At 67.0% G+C, this 17,583-nt stretch carries 17 protein-coding genes; 8 read left to right on the top strand and 9 right to left on the bottom strand.

Features of this window, described 5'->3' with window-relative positions; translation table 11 throughout:
• Window positions 1-66: 66 nt before the first annotated feature.
• The 5 genes from lptB to A3OM_RS0122305 form a co-directional block, all read right to left on the bottom strand.
• Window positions 67-960: an LPS export ABC transporter ATP-binding protein gene (gene lptB, locus A3OM_RS0122325; protein WP_018046023.1), complete on the bottom strand. Its 894-nt coding sequence runs from the start codon at window positions 958-960 to the stop codon at window positions 67-69.
• The gene (locus A3OM_RS0122320; RefSeq protein ID WP_018046022.1) at window positions 957-1,697 is read right to left on the bottom strand and encodes an LptA/OstA family protein; all 741 of its coding nucleotides are present in this window, start codon (window positions 1,695-1,697) and stop codon (window positions 957-959) included. The genes lptB and A3OM_RS0122320 overlap by 4 nt, the downstream gene beginning before the upstream one ends.
• Window positions 1,694-2,458: a hypothetical protein gene (locus A3OM_RS0122315; RefSeq protein ID WP_018046021.1), complete on the bottom strand. Its 765-nt coding sequence runs from the start codon at window positions 2,456-2,458 to the stop codon at window positions 1,694-1,696. Before A3OM_RS0122315 ends, A3OM_RS0122320 begins: the two co-directional genes overlap by 4 nt.
• Window positions 2,459-2,740: 282 nt before the next feature.
• Window positions 2,741-3,367, bottom strand: coding sequence for a ribonuclease D (locus A3OM_RS0122310; RefSeq protein ID WP_018046020.1), 627 nt, complete (start codon window positions 3,365-3,367; stop codon window positions 2,741-2,743).
• A gap of 107 nt (window positions 3,368-3,474) precedes the next feature.
• Entirely contained in the window at window positions 3,475-3,855 is a 381-nt protein-coding gene (locus A3OM_RS0122305; RefSeq protein WP_018046019.1) for a helix-hairpin-helix domain-containing protein, read from the bottom strand.
• Window positions 3,856-4,181: 326 nt separating this feature from the next.
• Here A3OM_RS0122305 and rpmF point away from each other — a divergent pair, with 326 nt between their 5' ends.
• The gene (gene rpmF / locus A3OM_RS0122300) at window positions 4,182-4,370 is read left to right on the top strand and encodes a 50S ribosomal protein L32 (RefSeq protein ID WP_018046018.1); all 189 of its coding nucleotides are present in this window, start codon (window positions 4,182-4,184) and stop codon (window positions 4,368-4,370) included.
• Between the two features lie 97 nt (window positions 4,371-4,467).
• Here rpmF and A3OM_RS0122295 read toward each other — a convergent pair whose 3' ends face one another.
• Window positions 4,468-4,743 carry a hypothetical protein gene (locus tag A3OM_RS0122295; RefSeq protein ID WP_018046017.1) on the bottom strand — a complete coding sequence of 92 codons (276 nt, stop codon included), beginning with the start codon at window positions 4,741-4,743 and terminating at the stop codon, window positions 4,468-4,470.
• 114 nt (window positions 4,744-4,857) lie between these two features.
• Window positions 4,858-5,472, bottom strand: coding sequence for a polyhydroxyalkanoate synthesis repressor PhaR (gene phaR / locus A3OM_RS0122290; protein ID WP_026176323.1), 615 nt, complete (start codon window positions 5,470-5,472; stop codon window positions 4,858-4,860).
• Between the two features lie 326 nt (window positions 5,473-5,798).
• Between phaR and A3OM_RS0122285 the strand changes: the two genes are divergently transcribed.
• On the top strand, window positions 5,799-6,980 hold the full coding sequence (locus tag A3OM_RS0122285; RefSeq protein ID WP_018046015.1) for an acetyl-CoA C-acetyltransferase: 1,182 nt from the start codon (window positions 5,799-5,801) through the stop codon (window positions 6,978-6,980).
• A 226-nt stretch (window positions 6,981-7,206) separates the two neighbouring features.
• Window positions 7,207-7,935 carry an acetoacetyl-CoA reductase gene (gene phbB, locus A3OM_RS0122280; RefSeq protein ID WP_026176322.1) on the top strand — a complete coding sequence of 243 codons (729 nt, stop codon included), beginning with the start codon at window positions 7,207-7,209 and terminating at the stop codon, window positions 7,933-7,935.
• A 96-nt stretch (window positions 7,936-8,031) separates the two neighbouring features.
• Here the strand turns inward: phbB and A3OM_RS0122275 are convergent, their stop codons facing one another.
• On the bottom strand, window positions 8,032-8,925 hold the full coding sequence (locus A3OM_RS0122275; RefSeq protein WP_018046013.1) for a peptidylprolyl isomerase: 894 nt from the start codon (window positions 8,923-8,925) through the stop codon (window positions 8,032-8,034).
• Between the two features lie 232 nt (window positions 8,926-9,157).
• Here A3OM_RS0122275 and A3OM_RS0122270 point away from each other — a divergent pair, with 232 nt between their 5' ends.
• From A3OM_RS0122270 to A3OM_RS0122250, 5 genes are all read left to right on the top strand, one after another.
• Window positions 9,158-9,502, top strand: a complete 345-nt coding sequence (locus A3OM_RS0122270; RefSeq protein ID WP_157196526.1) for a hypothetical protein — start codon at window positions 9,158-9,160, stop codon at window positions 9,500-9,502.
• A gap of 119 nt (window positions 9,503-9,621) precedes the next feature.
• Complete coding sequence (locus tag A3OM_RS0122265) at window positions 9,622-10,464, top strand: aspartate dehydrogenase (protein WP_244478947.1); 843 nt, start codon at window positions 9,622-9,624, stop codon at window positions 10,462-10,464.
• A gap of 158 nt (window positions 10,465-10,622) precedes the next feature.
• On the top strand, window positions 10,623-13,520 hold the full coding sequence (gene secA / locus A3OM_RS0122260) for a preprotein translocase subunit SecA (protein ID WP_018046010.1): 2,898 nt from the start codon (window positions 10,623-10,625) through the stop codon (window positions 13,518-13,520).
• Between the two features lie 58 nt (window positions 13,521-13,578).
• Window positions 13,579-14,418, top strand: a complete 840-nt coding sequence (locus A3OM_RS0122255) for an aldo/keto reductase (RefSeq protein WP_018046009.1) — start codon at window positions 13,579-13,581, stop codon at window positions 14,416-14,418.
• Window positions 14,419-14,707: 289 nt separating this feature from the next.
• On the top strand, window positions 14,708-15,451 hold the full coding sequence (locus A3OM_RS0122250) for a cell wall hydrolase (protein ID WP_244478965.1): 744 nt from the start codon (window positions 14,708-14,710) through the stop codon (window positions 15,449-15,451).
• Between the two features lie 10 nt (window positions 15,452-15,461).
• Here the strand turns inward: A3OM_RS0122250 and A3OM_RS0122245 are convergent, their stop codons facing one another.
• Window positions 15,462-17,414: a potassium transporter Kup gene (locus A3OM_RS0122245; RefSeq protein WP_018046007.1), complete on the bottom strand. Its 1,953-nt coding sequence runs from the start codon at window positions 17,412-17,414 to the stop codon at window positions 15,462-15,464.
• Window positions 17,415-17,583 lie beyond the last annotated feature (169 nt).

The following is a 17,583-nucleotide window of genomic DNA, read 5'->3' as shown; positions in this document are numbered from 1 at the left end:
ATAAAAACCTGCGAGACATCAAAGAGCTAAGCAGCGTGAAGCGTTGGCGCGCCAACGCGAACCTGCTTAGAGCCGGAACCCCTCGCCGAGATAGAGGCGCCGTGCATCCTCGTTGGCGACGATCTCCTCCGGCGTGCCCTCGGTGAGGATGCGGCCGGAATGGGCGATATAGGCGCGGTCGATGAGGCCGAGGGTCTCCCGGACGTTGTGATCGGTGATGAGCACGCCGATGCCGCGCTGCTTCAGGTGCTTCACCAGATCCTGGATGTCGCCCACCGCGATGGGGTCGATGCCGGCGAAGGGTTCGTCGAGGAGCATGAAGCTCGGCGATGTCGCCAGGGCACGGGCGATCTCGCAGCGACGCCGCTCGCCGCCCGACAGCGCGATCGAAGGCGCCTTGCGCAGACGCGCGATGTCGAATTCCTCAAGCAGCGAATCGAGCTTGCGCTCGCGCTCCTTGCGGCTGGGCTCCACCACTTCGAGCACGGCGCGGATGTTGTCCTCCACGGACAGGCCGCGGAAGATCGAGGCTTCCTGCGGCAGGTAGCCGATGCCGAGGCGCGCACGCTGATACATCGGCAGGTGGGTGATCGGCAGTCCGTCGAGACTGATCGAGCCGCGATCCGCCGAGACGAGGCCGGTGATCATGTAGAAGATCGTGGTCTTGCCCGCGCCGTTGGGGCCGAGCAGGCCCACGGCCTCGCCGTTGCGCACGGTCAATCCGGCCTCGTGCACCACCGTGCGCGCGCCGTAGCTCTTGCGCAGCCCTTCCACGTGGAGAATGCCCGGACCGCCGCCACTCTCGGACAGGCCAGCCTCACCACCCGCCGCCCGCCCCTTGCCGCGGCGAAAGAGGCGCGACAGGAGGGAGGGCGCGCGCACGGCTCCTGCAGGAGCCGCATCGGCGATCCGGGAGCTGATCGGGTCTGGCGCAGGGGCCACCGGCAGGGCGGAGGTCAATTGGCCTGCGCTCTCGGCTTTGCGGCCGGCTTCTCCGCGCCGGCCTCGGAAGGTTTCGGCGCGGGCTTGCCCGCGGCACTCGCCGGCTGGGCGCACCCCTTGGCCCCACCCTTGGCGGCCTCTTCCTTCTGCGGCACGAACATCGCCGAGACGCGACCGCCGGCCACCGGGTCCATGTTCGCCCGGCCGGTATTCATGTCGTAGACGAGGCGACTGCCCCGGGTGACGTTCTGGCACTGGCTCAGCACGACGTTGCCAGTGAGCACGATGCGCTTGGCCTCCTGGTCGAACACGGCGTTGTCGCCGGTGGCGACCTGGTCGTTCTGCACCACGGTGACGGGGCCGGCGCATTCCACCTTCTGGATGCCGTTCTCCGCCATGCCGGCCGGCGATTTGGCACCATCGGCGGCTGGCACGGGCGCCCCCGGCTTGGCATCCTTGCCGCGCTTGTAATGCACCGTCATCGTCGAGCAGCGGATGGTGCTGTCGCCCTGCACAGCCACGACGTTGCCGGCGAAGATCGCCTTATTCTCGCGGTCGAACACGTCGAGCCGGTCCGCGTCGATCTTGACCGGTTCCTTGCCCCCGCTGGCGCCGAAGGTGCTCCCCGGCGCGGTCGGCTTGGTCGCCTTCGCGGCGGGCGCCGGAGACGTGCCGGACGGAATCTGCGCCATCGCGCTCCCTGCCGCGAGGAGGCTGCAGAGGGCGAGGGTGGAGATCAGCGCGGAACGGCTCATCGGCGTGCCTCCCCATCCTGCGGCTCGGCGGCGGAGGTGAGGATGCGCGGCGATTTCACATCGGGCTTGATCTCGGATCCGGCGTTCTCGGCTTTGTCCGATCCGTGGAACACCGCATGGACATTGCCGACGAAGGAGATGACGCGACCGTTATCGACCATGTCGAGACCGTCGGAGGCCACCGTCCCTGTGGGAAGCGTCACGGCGACGGCCTGGTCGGACTTCACCGTACCGGCCTTGAAGTCGATGGCGGCGGTCAGGAGGCGGATGTCCTCGCCCTTGTCGGTCCACAACTTGATGTCGCGTTCGAGGGACAGGGTCTCACGTGCCGAATCGAACAGACCCGAGGCGGCCTCCATATGGGCGAGCCCGCCCGAATCGTCGGTGACGAGATGGCCCTTCATGGCCTGGAGTTCGATCAGCGTGGGCTTGCGCACGTCCTGGAAGGCGGCCGTGGCGATGACCTCGTAGCCCCGGTTGTCCTTCCGGAAACCGGAGAGGCGCGGGTTCTCCATCTTCACCTTGGTCCCCGACAGGGTGACCGGCCCCATGGTGACGGCCGGTAGGGCGCTGCCGAACGGGTTGAACAGCGTCACCACGGCGAGGGCGACGACCGCGGCTCCGGCCGAGAGGGGAATGAGACGACGCAGGTAGCGCACCTGCGTGCTGTGGTTGCGAGCCCGCGCATGGGCACGGTGACGGCGCGCATCCGCGCCCGATCCCGTCGTCCCTGTCGCGTCGATGGCGTCGACCCCGTGCATGGTGATGATCCGAGCCGCTCCGCCTGACCGATCCGATGGGACACCGGCAGGTTGCGCCCCGCAACATGCCACGTCTCGCCCATGATGTACTGAACCGTGGGAACCCGCTTACCCCATGGTCCAGCGCCGGATGCGCGCGGCCGATGGCGAAGTTGTGGCCGTACCGGAACCTTATGACCGGAGCATTGAGGAATCATCAACCGGACGGGATCGCAGCGACACGATCGATGTGCGCCGCCGCACCGTCCCCCGCGTGCCCGCCTGCGGCATGCGCGTCCCCGATCAGGTGTGGGCGAAGATGTCGGTCTCGGCCCAGCCTTCGAGATCGAGGAGGGAGCGGGTGGGCAGGAACTCGAAACAGCGCCGCGCGAGATCCGTGCGTCCCTCACGGTCGAGCATCGCGTCGAGGCGGGCGCGCGCCGCATGCAGATGCAGCACGTCGGAGGCGGCATAGTCCACCTGCGCCTGGCTCAGCGATTCGGCGCCCCAATCGGAGGATTGCTGCTGCTTCGACAGGTCGACGCCCACGAGTTCGCGGACCACGTCCTTGAGGCCGTGCCGGTCGGTATAGGTGCGGGCGAGCTTGGAGGCGACCTTGGTGCAATAGACCGGCCCCGGCATCACGCCGAAGGCCTTGTAGAGCACGGCGAGGTCGAACCGGGCGAAATGGAAGATCTTGGTCACCGACGGATCGGCCAGCACACCTTTGAGCATGTCGGGCGGACTCGATCCGGGAACGATCTGCACCACGTCGGCACTGCCGTCGCCGCGCGAGATCTGGACGACGCAGAGACGGTCCCGATGCGGATTGAGACCCAGCGTCTCGGTGTCGATGGCGATGGCGGTGCCCGGCACGTAATCGGCCGGGAGATCACCGCGATGGACGCGGATGATGGGCTGGGGAGGCATCTGGCTTGTGTCTTCCGGCGGGAACCGAGGTCTCCGGCCGCGTAACACCGTGCCCCCCGGCGAACAACCCGGCACCGGACCGGCGCCGGGTTGCCCGAGCGGAAGGGTTACTTCTGCTTGGCGATGACTTTGTCCTTGATCCCGTCATAGACGCCCTGAGTGAGGATCTTCTTCGACACGAGCTGATCCTTGCCGTGATAGGGGCGGCCCTTGACGATCGCGGCCGAGCGCGCCGCACCGATGCCGGGCAGAGCCTCGAGTTCGGCGGACGAGGCGCTGTTCAGATCGATGAGATCGGTCTTGGCCGCCGGCGCGACGGGAGCGGCGGGCTTGTCCGCCGTCGGCTTGGCCGGGGCGGCCGGAGCCGTGGGCGCCTTCGGTGCGACGGTGGGAGGAGTGGAGGTCGAGGGGCTCGGCGCCTGGGCGAGGGCGGGAGCCGCCGCGAGGCAGCCCAGCACGGCCAGGGTGCGGAGTAGAGATGTAGTCATGCGAGATGAAGTCACGGCAATCTCCCGAGATGCGGCGGCGCAGTCTTCGTTGAGGCGTCTCCGTATTCGCAGGTAGGACACGACGGTTGAACCGGCGCTTAACGAGACTTCACGGCCTCGCGAGCCCCGCCGCGAACCGGGGCCGGCTGCCCCTTCGTGGATCGATCCGCCATTTTCGGAAGTCCGGCCTCGGGCGGCTCTAGCCAGACGGCCGATCTGCCGCTATACAGCCACCATCGAATCTCCGTTTGAACACGGTGCCGAGGTTGCCTCTTCCCTCGCGGGGCGGCGCCCGTGCACCCTTTTTGTCGTAGCAGGACTACCCCATGGCCGTTCCGAAGCGAAAGACCTCCCCCTCGCGGCGCGGCATGCGCCGGTCCGCCGACGCCCTCAAGGCCCCGACCTATGTCGCCGACAAGGATTCGGGCGAGCTGCGTCGTCCCCACCACATCGATCTGAAGACCGGCATGTATCGCGGTCGCCAGGTCCTCAAGGTGAAGTCGGCCGAGGCCTGATCCTACGCGTCGTCGACGGTCCCGCCAGGGACCGGAACGAGACGATGTCTGCGAGAACCGCCTTCGGGCGGTTTTTTGCGTTATCCGCCTCAACGGATCAGGCGCGGCGCCTGTTCGTCCCGAACCGCGTGGTCTCGGCGTAACGCGCCGTGGCCGAGCGCATGCGCTCTGTCCGAGAGGCGCGCATGGTCGGCTCGCAGCTGACGAGAAGTTGGGTCAGGAACTCTGCGCTCGGCCTGCCATAGGCGTCACTCGCCTTGCGGGCCACCGTTTCACCGCCATCGACGACCACGAGCGTCCGCGCCGTGTCGCGGTCCCCCTCGGGGACGGCGCGTCCCGTTATGGTACGCTTTCCCGTGCCGGTTTGTGCCACCCGCTGCCCTCCCGCCTGTTACCGGCGGAAAAGCGCAATGGGTGGGCCGATGTTAACGGTTCGTCAGCACTCTCTCAGGACGCGGTCGGAGGACCCGTCGCAGATGTCGCCGGCCTACTTCTTGGCGAGGTCTTCCAGGCGATTGCGCATTTCCGCCATCTGCCGCTTCAACTCGTCGAGGTCGCTATCGGGCGCGGCCACCGGGGTCGCAGGCTGGGACGGCGTCGGCGCGGACGCGGAGGACTTCATGCCGGAGAGCGGCCCGGTGCCGAAGGTCGTGAACATCTTCATGGCATCGCCGAAGAAGCTCATGTTGGCCCGCACCTGCTCCTCCATGGCGCTCTGGAACACCTTGGGGGCGAAGCTCTGGTTCATCTTCTCGCGCAGGCCGTCCTGGTCGCGGGCGAAATTGGCCATGGAGAATTCGAGAAAGCTCGGCACCATCGTCCGCATGCTGTCGCCGTAGAAGCGGATGAGCTGGCGCAGGAAGGCCACCGGCAGCAGATTGTCCTCGCCGGCCTTGTTCTCCTGCTCGAAGATGATCTGCGTGAGCACGGAGCGGGTGATGTCGTCGCCCGAGCGGGCGTCGTAGACGAGGAAATCCTCGCCGTTCTGGACCATCGTCGAGAGATCCTCGAGCGTGACGTAGGTCGAGGTTCCGGTATGATACAGTCGCCGGTTCGCGTATTTCTTGATGACGGTCTGCTGAGACTTACCGTTGTCCGCCATCCTCGTGGCCTTTCCCGACACGTTCATTCCAGCGCCCAATCCCTTCGAGGCCCGATGCGCCGTCCGGGTATCATTCGTATTTGCGCGTGAGCAGACCTTAAGGCTTTCGCCCGCTGACGAAAACAGCAATTTGACCCCGATCCCCGCAGAATAGTGCCACACGCCGCGCGGCGCCTCCGGTGACAAACGCCGGCCGGTCACTCGCCGACCTTCCGCACGCGCTTGACTTCACCCTGCCCAGCGCTTTCATCGCCTGAGTTGGCCTCAAGCGCGCATGCCCATCAGAGGGCTTCAACGTCGCGCCGGCCCTCAAGAGGAGAACGTCAATGGCAGCGGAAGACATCGTCATCGTCGGAGCGGCGCGGACCGCGGTGGGTTCGTTCGGAGGTGCCTTCAACACCGTCCCGGCCCATGAACTCGGCGCCGTCGCCATCAAGGCCGCCCTGGAGCGTGCCGGCGTCTCTCCCGACGACGTGGACGAAGTGATCTTCGGTCAGGTCCTCACCGCCGGCGCCGGCCAGAACCCGGCCCGCCAGGCCGCCATCAAGGCCGGTATCCCGGAGAAGGCCACCGCCTGGGGCGTCAATCAGGTCTGCGGCTCGGGCCTGCGCACGGTCGCTCTCGGCATGCAGCAGATCGCCAATGGCGACGCCACGGTCATCGTGGCCGGCGGCCAGGAGTCGATGTCGCTCTCCCCCCACGCGCAGTACCTGCGCGGCGGCCAGAAGATGGGCGACGTGAAGCTCGTCGACACCATGATCAAGGACGGCCTGTGGGACGCCTTCAACGGCTACCACATGGGCACGACCGCCGAGAACGTGGCCCAAGCCTTCCAGCTCACCCGCGAGCAGCAGGACGAGTTCGCGACGAAGTCGCAGAACAAGGCCGAGGCCGCCCGCAAGGAAGGCCGCTTCAAGGACGAGATCGTCCCCGTCACCGTTCCGGGCCGCAAGGGCGACACCATCGTCGACACCGACGAGTACATCCGTGACGGCGCCACCATCGAGGCGATGGCCAAGCTCAAGCCCGCCTTCTCGAAGGACGGCACCGTGACGGCCGCCAACGCGTCCGGCCTCAACGACGGCGCTGCCGCCATCGTGCTCATGTCGGCCTCGGAAGCCGAGCGCCGGGGCATCACGCCGCTGGCCCGGATCGTGTCCTGGGCCACCGCCGGCGTCGATCCGAAGGTGATGGGCACGGGCCCGATCCCGGCCTCGCGCAAGGCGCTGGACAAGGCTGGCTGGAAGCCCTCCGACCTCGACCTGATCGAGGCCAACGAGGCCTTCGCCGCCCAGGCGCTGGCCGTGAACAAGGACATGGGTTGGGACACCGACAAGGTGAACGTCAATGGCGGCGCCATCGCCATCGGCCACCCGATCGGCGCGTCCGGCGCCCGCGTCCTCGTCACGCTGCTGCACGAGCTCAAGCGTCGTGACGCCAAGAAGGGCCTCGCCACCCTCTGCATCGGCGGCGGCATGGGCGTCGCCATGTGCATCGAGCGCGTCTGAAGCCCCATCGGGCTCGATTGAATACAGTATAATTTCTGCGCTCGTGACAGATCTTCAAGGATGCCCGCAAACATTGGGGACATCGTCTTGGAGAATTCTTGAGGACGCAGCAAATTTAAATGGCATGGGCGGGCGGAGCCGATTGAGCTAAGCCCGCCCGCGCCGAGAATCTGCAAGAAATTGCATGACGCACGCCATCGAACATCAAAGAAAATTGGAGGAAGCCATGGCTCAGGAACGCATTGCCCTCGTCACGGGTGGAACGCGCGGCATCGGTGCCGCGATCTCGACGGGTCTCAAGGCCAAGGGCTACAAGGTCGCCGCCAATTACGGCGGTAACGACGAGGCGGCCAACGCCTTCAAGGCCGAGACCGGCATCCCGGTCTTCAAGTTCGACGTCGGCGACGCCGCCGCCTGCGAGGCCGGCATCAAGGCCGTCGAGGCCGAACTCGGCCCGATCGACATCCTGGTGAACAATGCCGGCATCACCCGCGACGGCGCGTTCCACAAGATGACCTTCGAGAAGTGGCAGGCGGTCATCAAGACCAACCTCGACTCGATGTTCACGGTCACCCGCCCGGTGATCGAGGGAATGCGCGCCCGCAACTTCGGCCGCATCATCCTGATCTCGTCGATCAACGGCCAGAAGGGCCAGGCCGGCCAGACCAACTACTCGGCCGCCAAGGCCGGCGTGATCGGCTTCGCCAAGGCGCTGGCCCAGGAGAGCGCCTCGAAGGGCATCACCGTCAACGTGATCGCGCCGGGCTACATCGCCACCGACATGGTGATGGCGGTGCCGGAGGACATCCGCAACAAGATCATCTCGACGATTCCCGTGGGACGCCTCGGCGAGGCCGCCGAAATCGCCCGCGCGGTGGAATACCTCGCGGCGGAAGATTCGGGCTTCATCACCGGTTCGACCCTGACGATCAACGGCGCCCAGTACATCGCCTGACGCCGCCTCGCGTCATCGACAAGAAGAAGGCCTGCCCCGGCGACGGGGCAGGCCTTCTTCGTTTTCGCAGAGCGTCCTGACTCAGGGAGCCGAACGTCAAGGAGCCTTGGGCGCCGCGGCGGGCGTGGCCGCATCGGTGCGCTCGATCTTGGCGCTTTCACGCAGCTTCAGGATGAGGTCCTGCTGCGACTTGCGGGTGAGGTACTGGTCCACCTGCTCCTTCATCTCGGCGAAGGTCGGCACCGGCTTGGTGCGCCGCTCCTCGACCTTGATCACGTGCCAGCCGAACTGCGTCTTGATCGGGTCGGAGACCTGGCCGACCGGCAGCTTGAAGGCGGCCTCCGCGAAGGGGGCGACCATCCGCTCCTTGGTGAACCAGCCGAGATCGCCGCCCTCGGTCTTCGAGCCGGGATCCTTCGAGACCTCCGCCGCGATCTTGGAGAAGTCCTCGCCGCCCTTGATCCGGGCCGAGATTTTCTTGGCCTCCTCCTCGTTGTCGACAAGGATGTGGCGGGCATGCGCCTCTTCCTCGGGCTTCATCGTGGTGAGGGTCTGGTCGTAGAGCGCCTTGGCGGCCTCCGGCGTCACCGCCTTCTTGGCCTCACGCTCCAGGTATTCGTCGAGGAGGAGCTTGCTCTTGAAGTAAGCGAGCTTGCGCTGGAACTCGGGCGAGTCGCCGACCTTGGCCGCCTCGGCCGCCTGCGCGCCGACCTTGAGGTCGACCATGTAATCGATGAGCAGGTTCTTCTTCTGGGCCTCGTCGACACCGGGCAGCGAGAGCGCCGGGTCCTCGGCGGCGATGGCGAGGTCGCCCGCGGTGACCGGCGAGCCGTTCACTTTGGCCACAACCGTCTCGGGCGGCAGCGCCGGGGCGGCAGCCGGGGCAGGCGTCTGCGCCAGTGCCCGCAGCGGCAAGGCCACGGAGGCGAAGGGCAGCGCAACGGCCAGCGCCAGGGCGCCCGAGCGCCGGAGAAGGAGAGGCGACGTCATCAATGGGGATTCCTCGAACAGGTGGATGCCGCGTCCACGAAGCTCTGTCCGGCCAGGTTGGAGACGTGGCAACAGCGAGCGGCGGGACGCCGTAGGCATCTGTGGGCGAGAAGTGGCGCGGGCAAGGGCGGAAGACAAGCGCATATGGGGTTTCGGGCGAATCCGTCCGATCACGATAAAGCGGTCTTAAGCCAGCATGCGCCATCCTTTCCGGGTTTCGTGGGAGAGCGGCATGCGGACCAGCGCCATCATCACCGCCGCTTGCCTCATTCTGTCCGCCTCGATCACGACGGCGCAGGCCCGCTTCAAGGGCGGACGCTCCATCTTCGTCTCCCGCCCGGCTCCCTCCGTCACTCCCGCCCGATCGGCCGCCCTGGGTGCCGGAATCGGCGCGTCGCGGCCCGTCCGCGCCATTGCGGTTGCGCCAGAGAATGATGCCACAGCGGGACACTCCGTGACCTTGCGCCCGGTCCTCCCGGTCCCCGCGCCGGCGGCGAAGGAGATCCGCACGGCCGCGTCATGGTGCGCCGACAAGCGCGTCGTCGGCACCGGCGCCGGTTTCTGCGAGATCAACTGACGCCTGTATGTCCAGCGGCCGGCAGGAAGCTTGACAGGCCCGCGACCGAAGATTTCTTGAGATCGCGCAGCAGGGCGTCGGGCCGCGTCAGCCTTCGCCAGTCATGGGGATACCGGTCCTTGTCTCTGCTCTCCAATCTTTTGGCGGCGCGGCCGGATCGCCGTCGGCCGCTTCGTATCGCCCTGGTGGGCTGGGGAGCCATCGCACGCCGCGTGACACACCTACTCGACGCTCGGGGCAGCGACGTCGTCCTGGCCGGCGTCGGGACGCGGGTGAGGCCCGATGAGGCGGACCTTCCCGCCTGGATCCCCTGGCTACCCGAACCGGCTGCCCTGGCCGGGGCCGAGCCCGACATGGTGATCGAAGCGGCCGGACGGGCGGCGGTCGAGCCCTGGGGCCTCATGGCGCTCCGGCACGCCGAGAGCTTCGCCGTCTCGTCGACCAGCGCCTTCTGCGAGGCCGGTCTTCTCGACAGGCTCGTCGCCGCCGCGGAGGCGCAGGGAAGCCAGATCCTCGTGCCGACCGGCGCACTCGCCGCCGTCGACGCCCTCGCGGCGGCCTCGATCCTGCCGTTGGACTCGGTGACGCATCGCATCGTCAAGCCGCCCGTGGCCTGGATCGGTACCCCGGCGGAAGAATGGATCGATCTCGATGGCCTGACGGAGGCCACGACCTTCTTCGAAGGGACGGCACGGGAGGCAGCCCGGCTGTTCCCGGCCAACGCCAATGTCGCGGTCATCACGGCGCTCGCCGGCATCGGCCTCGACAGGACGCGGATCGCCCTGGTGGCGGATCCCCGCGCCACCGGCAATGGACATCGCCTCCAGGCGACGGGCGCTTTCGGGACCCTCGACATGAGCATCGAGAATCAGGCCCTGCCGGCCAATCCGAAATCCTCGGAGCTCACGGCCCTGGCTCTGGTCCGCATCATCGAGAACCAAAGAGCCGCTTTGGCGCTTTAGCATTTCGACTGCCGTCCAAAGGCGACGACGGCGGACGCGGCCCCCTTGGCTTTCGGAGTTGAAGGCAGTCCGCCCTTTCGGATGCGTCCTACAATATTTACCTCTATAAGCCCGGCCAACTCACGCCTTCTGATATTTCGATCGACCGCAGGTTCACGATGCTCGGCGCCCTCGCTAAGAAGATATTCGGCTCGTCCAACGATCGCCGCGTCAAGGGCTATCGCCCCCGCGTCGCCGAGATCAATGCCCTGGAGCCGGAGATCTCCGCCCTGTCGGACGAGGCCCTGCGTGCCCGGACGGACATGCTGAAGGCTGAGCTCGCTGCCGGGAAGACCCTCGACGATATCCTCGTTCCCGCCTTCGCCACGGTGCGCGAGGGGGCCAAGCGCGCCCTCGGCCAGCGCCATTTCGACGTGCAGCTCATCGGCGGCATGGTCCTTCACGAGAGCGGCATCGCCGAGATGCGCACCGGCGAAGGCAAGACCCTGGTGGCGACGCTGCCGGTCTACCTGAACGCCCTGTCGGGCCTCGGCGTGCACGTGGTCACGGTGAACGACTACCTCGCCTCCCGCGATGCGGAGTGGATGGGCCGGGTCTATCGCTTCCTCGGCCTCACCGTCGGCACCATCGTCCACGGGCTCGACGATGAGCAGCGTCGGGACGCCTATGCCTGCGACATCACCTATGGCACCAACAACGAGTTCGGCTTCGACTACCTGCGCGACAACATGAAGTACGAGCTCTCGCAGCTGTCGCAGCGCGGGCACAATTTCGCGATCGTCGACGAGGTCGATTCGATCCTGATCGACGAGGCGCGCACGCCGCTCATCATCTCCGGTCCCGTGGACGACCGCTCGGAGCTCTACGTCTCCGTCGACGCGCTGATGCCCCATCTCGAGAAGGAGCATTACGACCTCGACGAGAAGCAGCGCTCGGTCTCGCTCACCGAGAGCGGCAACGAGTTCATCGAGGATCTGCTCCGCGGCGCCGACCTGCTGAAGGAGGGCGACCTCTACGACGCCCACAATGTCAGCCTCGTCCACCACGTGAACCAGGCGCTTCGCGCCCACACCCTGTTCACCCTGGACAAGGACTACATCGTCAAGAACGACGAGGTGGTGATCATCGACGAGTTCACCGGCCGCATGATGCAGGGCCGGCGCTACTCGGAGGGCCTGCATCAGGCGCTCGAAGCCAAGGAGCGGGTGACGATCCAGCCCGAGAACCAAACGCTCGCCTCGATCACCTTCCAGAACTACTTCCGGCTCTATTCCAAGCTCGCCGGCATGACCGGCACCGCCTCCACCGAGGCCGATGAATTCGCCGAGATCTACAAGCTCGAAGTCGTCGACATCCCGACCAACAAGGAGGTCGAGCGCGTCGACGAGGACGACGAGGTCTATCGGACGGTGGGCGAGAAGTACGACGGCATCATCGCCGAGATCGAGAAGGCGCATGCGCGCCATCAGCCGATCCTGGTCGGCACCGGCTCCATCGAGAAGTCGCAGCACCTGGCCGAGATGCTGACCAAGGCCGGCTTCCGCCAGCTCGACTATTCCGACCTCAATGCGCTCACCGACGTCTATGCCGCCGCCCGCGAGGGACGCGTGACGAAGACCTTCGCGGTGCTGAACGCCCGCTTCCACGAGCAGGAGGCCTATATCGTCGCCGAAGCCGGCGTGCCGGGCGCCATCACCATCGCCACCAACATGGCCGGGCGCGGCACCGACATCAAACTCGGCGGCAACCTCGAGATGCGCCTGGAGAAGGAGCTCGCCGGCCTGCCCGAAGGCGCCGAGCGGGACGCGAAGGCGGCGGCGATCAAGGCCGAGATCGAAGAGAACCGCGCCAAGGTGCTGGCCTCGGGCGAGCCGGCCGACCCGGAGGCCGGGCGCAAGAAGGCCCTGCCCGGCGGCCTCTACATCATCGGCACCGAGCGTCACGAATCGCGGCGCATCGATAACCAGCTGCGCGGCCGCTCCGGCCGACAGGGCGATCCCGGCCGCTCGAAATTCTACCTGTCGCTTCAGGACGACCTGATGCGGATCTTCGGCTCCGACCGCATGGACGGGATGCTCACCCGCCTCGGCCTGGAGAAGGGCGAGGCGATCATCCACCCCTGGATCAACAAGGCGATCGAGAAGGCGCAGCAGAAGGTCGAGGCGCGCAACTTCGACATGCGCAAGAACGTGCTCAAGTACGACAACGTCATGAACGACCAGCGCAAGGTCGTGTTCGAGCAGCGCCGCGACTTCATGGGCCAGGACAGCGTGCGCGACACCGTGGACGAGATGCGCCACGGCGTCGTCGACGATCTCGTCGCCGTCCACGTGCCCGAGAACGCCTATGCCGAACAATGGGACATCGAAGGCCTGCGCCTGCGCGTCACCGAGGTGTTGAACCTCGACGTGCCGGTGGAAGACTGGGCCAGGGAAGAGGGCATCGCCGACGAGGAGATGCGAGACCGCCTGCGCACCGCCTCCGACGAGGCCTATGCCGCCCGCACCGAGAAGAACACGCCGGAGGTGATGACCTATGTCGAAAAGCAGGTCCTGCTGCAGACCCTCGACCATCTCTGGCGCGAGCATCTCGTCACCCTCGACCACCTGCGCCAGGTGATCGGCTGGCGCGGCTTCGCCCAGCGCGACCCGCTCAACGAGTACAAGTCGGAGGCGTTCGAGCTCTTCAACGGCCTCGTCGGCGCCTTGCGCGAGCAGGTGACCCAGCAGCTCGCCCGCATCGAGATCACGTACCAGGAGCAGGATCCGCAAGGCGCGAACCCGTTCGCGAGCCCGGAACTGCCGTCCATGTTCGCCCAGCACCTCGATCCCGTCACCGGCGAGAACGAGATGGACTTCTCCGATCGCGGCACGGGCAGCGCCGGGGGCGGCGGACCGGCCTACGGCTACGCCGCGCAGGCGATGTCCACGGATGCGGCGGTCATCGAACGCGACCCGAACGACGCCACCACCTGGGGCCGCGTCGGGCGCAACGAGCCTTGCCCCTGCGGCTCGGGCAAGAAGTACAAGCACTGCCACGGCACCCTGACGACCTGAAACGCAGCCATCCGGCCGGACCTGCATCCGGCCATGGGCCATTCGAGGGGAGATCCGAATGCGGCAGACGACCCTCGGGCCGACTGGGCGGCCCGTCTCCGTCATCGGCCAGGGCACGTGGTATCTGGACGAGGCACACCGCCCGGACGCCGTCGCCGCCCTGCAGCGGGGCCTCGATCGCGGGATGAGCCATATCGACACCGCCGAGATGTATGGCGAGGCCGAACTCGTGGTGGCGGAGGCGATCGCTGGGCGGCGCGACGAGGTGTTCCTCGTTTCGAAGGTGCTGCCGAACCATGCCTCGGCACGCTCCGTCGTCACCGCCTGCGAACGTTCGCTGGCGCGCCTGAAGACGGACCGGCTCGACAGCTATCTCCTGCACTGGCGGGGCGCGACCCCGCTGGAAGAGACCATCAGCGCCTTCGAGGGCCTGGTCCGGCAGGGCAAGCTCCTCTCCTGGGGCGTCAGTAATTTCGACGTCCCCGATCTCGAAGACGCTCTCGCCGTAGCCGGCGAGGGCCGCATCGCCTGCAATCAGGTGCTGTATCATCTCGGGGAAAGGGCGATCGAACACGCCGTCCTTCCCTGGTGCGCGGCGCATGGCGTCGCATTGGTCGCCTACAGCCCCTTCGGCCATGACGACTTCCCCAAGCCGGACTCGGCCGGCGGACGCGTGCTCGGAGAGATCGCCGCCGAGACGGGAGCGACGCAGCGGCAGGTCGCCCTCGCGGCGCTGACGCGGTCGCCCTCCGTCCTCGCGATCCCGAAGGCCGCGCGAATCGCGCATGTGGAGGAGAACGCCGCCGCTGGCGAGCTGACGCTGACCGATGGTCAATGGCAGCGCCTCGACGATGCCTTTCCGCGCGGGGCCAAACCCGCGCGCCTGCCGATGCTCTGAGGCACGGATCGGGTTCGCCCTGGCCGGAGAGAGAAAAGCCGGGCGTGACCCTCAAGCCACAGCATCGGGAAGATGAGCGAACCTCCCGGACCGTATCCGAAAAGAAACCACATTTCCCGCCGAGCTAGACCGTCCAGGAAACGGACGGGAGCGAGACGGCATGGGGTATCCCCGATCGGCGACGACGGGACTCTACGGGGTCCTGCTGATGACGACGATGGGCCTCGGTGCCTGTAATTCCCCCACCACGACCGGCTCCCTCGGCGGCCCGGGCCTTGCGGCCAAACCCATGGCGGTGAGCGACCAAGAGCGCGACTGTCTCGGCCGCGCCATGTATTTCGAATCGAACCGCAGCGATTCCGAAGGCCTGCTCGCCGTCGGCACGGTGGTGATGAACCGCCTCGAAGCCGCCGCCTTCCCGAATGGCGGCATCTGCGCCGTCGTCGGCCAGCCCCGCCAGTTCGCCACCGGCGTGCTCACCAAGCCCATGGCGGAGAAGGACCTGACCAAGGTCGCGGACGCGGCCGACGCGGTCCTAGCCGGCCAGCGCCACCCGAAGGTCGGCCGCGCCATGTACTTCCACACGGCGGGCCGCACGTTCCACTACAACAACATGCATTATGTGGCGGTGGCCGGCGGCAACGCCTTCTACGAGAAGCGCAAGCCCGGCGCCGTGGAGCAGGCCCGGCCGCCGGCCGCCCTGGCCTATGCGGCGGCGGCCTCGGAGGCAGCTCCGGCCGCACCGGTCCAGGCCGTCGCGAATCCTGCTCCCGCCGGTGTTCCGGCGACACCTGTGGCCTCCGCCTTACCGGAGGTGACGGGCACGCAGCCCGCCTCGACGGCTCAGGCGGAACCGGATCGCGCGGTCACCGCCTCCCACTCCGCCGTAGGCCAGGGCGCGCACCTCAAAGCCTCATCGAAGCCGGTGGCGAGAACGCGTGTCGCCGCCCATGCCAAGAGCCCGGCGACGCTGGCGGCCCTTGCCCCCGAGGCGCCACTGCCGCCGCCCGTCATCAACCTGCCGAGGCCGTGACCCGGCCGGTTCAGACGGTGACCTGAGTCCCCACTTCCACGACACGGCCGGTGGGGATCTGGAAGAAGTCGGTGGCGTCGTTGGCGTTCTTGGCGAGCGTGATGAAGATCCGGTCCTGCCAGAGCGGCATACCGGAATGCGCGGCGGGGCGGATCGAACGGCGCGACAGGAAGAACGACGTCGCCATGATGTCGAACTTGAAGCCCTGCTTCTTCAGGAGCGTCAGCGTCCGCGGGATGTTGGGCTGCTCCATGTAGCCGAACTTCATCACGATCTTCGAGAAGTGCGGGCCGATCGGCTCCATGCGGATACGGTCCGCCTCGCTTGCACGGGGGGTGTCCACGGTCTCGACCGTGAGAATTACGTTCTTCTCGTGCAGCACCTTGTTGTGCTTGAGGTTGTGCAGCAGGGCCGCCGGGGCGATGGACGGGTCGCTGGTGAGGAACACCGCCGTGCCGCGCACGTGATGGGGTGGGCTCTTCTCCAGCATGCCCACGAGTTCGAGCAGCGGCACGTCGGTCTTGCGGGTCTTGTTGAACAGGATGTTCACGCCCCGCACCCAGGTCCACATCACGATGATGAGCATCCCGGCCAGCACGAGGGGCACGTAGCCGCCCTCGAACACCTTGAGCAGGTTCGAGAGCAAGAACAGGAACTCGATGACGATGAACGGCATGATCGCGGCGGCGGCGGCGATCGGCGACCATTTCCACGACTTCCAGAGCACGATGAAGCCCATGCTCGCGGTCAGCAGCATCGTGCCCGTCACGGCAATGCCGTAGGCGGAGGCCAGGGCCGAGGACGACCGGAACAGGATCGCCAGGACCACGACCCCGATCAGTAACAGGATGTTCACCTGCGGCAGGAAGATCTGGCCGGAATGCGATTCCGAGGTGTGGCGGATCTCGAGGCGCGGAAGCAGGCCGAGCTGGATAGCCTGGCGCGACAGGGAGAACGCCCCGGTGATGACGGCCTGGCTCGCGGTGACGGTGGCGATGGTCGCCAGGATCACCATGGGCAGAAGGCCCCATTCGGGCACGAGCTGGTAGAACGGATCCGTCGTGTCGGGCACGTTGAGGACCAGCGCCGTCTGGCCGAGATAGTTCAGGGTCAGGCACGGCGCCACGAGGCCGAGCCAGGCCACCTGGATCGGCCGGCGTCCGAAATGCCCGAGATCGGCGAACAGCGCCTCGGCGCCGGTCACCGCGAGGAAGACCGCGCCCAGCGCCACCAGGGCCCCGGTGCCGTGACCGAGAAGGTAGTGCACCGCGTACCAGGGATTGAACGCCTGGAAGACCTCCGGCCGCGAGACGATGTGCGGCAGGGCCGCGAGCCCCAGCGCCAGGAACCAGACCACCATGATCGGGCCGAAGAAGGCCGCCACCTTGCTGGTACCCCGGCTCTGGACCATGAACAGGGCGAAGATGATCGCCACCGTGATCGGCAGCACGTAATGCTCGAAGGCCGGGGTGACGAGCTTCAGGCCCTCCACGGCCGAGAGCACGGAGATGGCCGGCGTGATGACGGCGTCGCCGTAGAACAGAGAGGCGCCGAGCAGCCCGAGCATGAACACGATGCGCGACCCGCCCAGCGCCTTGCGGGCCAGGGCCATCAGCGAGAGGATTCCGCCCTCGCCGTTATTGTCCATGCGCAGCAGGATGACGACGTATTTGATTGTGACGATCAGCAGGAGTGCCCAGAGGATCAGCGACGTCGTGCCGAGGACTTCCTCGGTCAGCAGGATGCCGTCCGCCCGCGCCGGGCCGAGCGCCTCACGGAAGGCGTAGAGCGGGCTGGTGCCGATGTCTCCGTAGACGACGCCGACAGAGCCGACGACCAGCGTCCAGAAGTTCGTCTTCCCATGCCCGTGATTGCCCGACCCATGCTCGCCCGACCCCGTCTCGGGATGGGACGCGGGGCCTGGCTGAGCGCCGGGGACGCTCGGGATGGAGGTTTGCGTCATGCGCTGCGATCAGGCTTCTGCGACGGGGAAAGGAATCGAATGGGGAGGCTCGGATTTTTTGGAGCGTGACGTAGCGACGGAGACGGGCGAGCCGTGAGCGCTCCTCTGTCCCGCCTCACACGGACACGTCGCGGCCGAACCGGCGGCCGGCCGCTGAGGTACCGGTGCA

The sequence above is a fragment of the Methylobacterium sp. 88A genome (assembly GCF_000376345.1).
GTDB classification, from domain to species: domain Bacteria; phylum Pseudomonadota; class Alphaproteobacteria; order Rhizobiales; family Beijerinckiaceae; genus Methylobacterium; species Methylobacterium bullatum.
Note: the sequence above shows the minus strand (reverse complement) of the source record. Positions and strands in the feature narration are given on the sequence as shown.

What these genes read in the sequence shown, in the direction of transcription:
- A3OM_RS0122310 (WP_018046020.1), bottom strand. Translation starts at nt 3,367, where the DNA reads ATGCCTCCCCAGCCCATCATCCGCGTCCATCGCGGTGATCTCCCGGCC.
- A3OM_RS0122315 (WP_018046021.1), bottom strand. Translation starts at nt 2,458, where the DNA reads ATGCACGGGGTCGACGCCATCGACGCGACAGGGACGACGGGATCGGGC.
- secA (WP_018046010.1), top strand. Translation starts at nt 10,623, where the DNA reads ATGCTCGGCGCCCTCGCTAAGAAGATATTCGGCTCGTCCAACGATCGC.
- A3OM_RS0122255 (WP_018046009.1), top strand. Translation starts at nt 13,579, where the DNA reads ATGCGGCAGACGACCCTCGGGCCGACTGGGCGGCCCGTCTCCGTCATC.
- A3OM_RS0122245 (WP_018046007.1), bottom strand. Translation starts at nt 17,414, where the DNA reads ATGACGCAAACCTCCATCCCGAGCGTCCCCGGCGCTCAGCCAGGCCCC.
- A3OM_RS0122275 (WP_018046013.1), bottom strand. Translation starts at nt 8,925, where the DNA reads ATGACGTCGCCTCTCCTTCTCCGGCGCTCGGGCGCCCTGGCGCTGGCC.
- A3OM_RS0122250 (WP_244478965.1), top strand. Translation starts at nt 14,708, where the DNA reads ATGGCGGTGAGCGACCAAGAGCGCGACTGTCTCGGCCGCGCCATGTAT.
- A3OM_RS0122305 (WP_018046019.1), bottom strand. Translation starts at nt 3,855, where the DNA reads ATGACTACATCTCTACTCCGCACCCTGGCCGTGCTGGGCTGCCTCGCG.
- phbB (WP_026176322.1), top strand. Translation starts at nt 7,207, where the DNA reads ATGGCTCAGGAACGCATTGCCCTCGTCACGGGTGGAACGCGCGGCATC.
- A3OM_RS0122285 (WP_018046015.1), top strand. Translation starts at nt 5,799, where the DNA reads ATGGCAGCGGAAGACATCGTCATCGTCGGAGCGGCGCGGACCGCGGTG.
- A3OM_RS0122270 (WP_157196526.1), top strand. Translation starts at nt 9,158, where the DNA reads ATGCGGACCAGCGCCATCATCACCGCCGCTTGCCTCATTCTGTCCGCC.
- rpmF (WP_018046018.1), top strand. Translation starts at nt 4,182, where the DNA reads ATGGCCGTTCCGAAGCGAAAGACCTCCCCCTCGCGGCGCGGCATGCGC.
- A3OM_RS0122320 (WP_018046022.1), bottom strand. Translation starts at nt 1,697, where the DNA reads ATGAGCCGTTCCGCGCTGATCTCCACCCTCGCCCTCTGCAGCCTCCTC.
- phaR (WP_026176323.1), bottom strand. Translation starts at nt 5,472, where the DNA reads ATGGCGGACAACGGTAAGTCTCAGCAGACCGTCATCAAGAAATACGCG.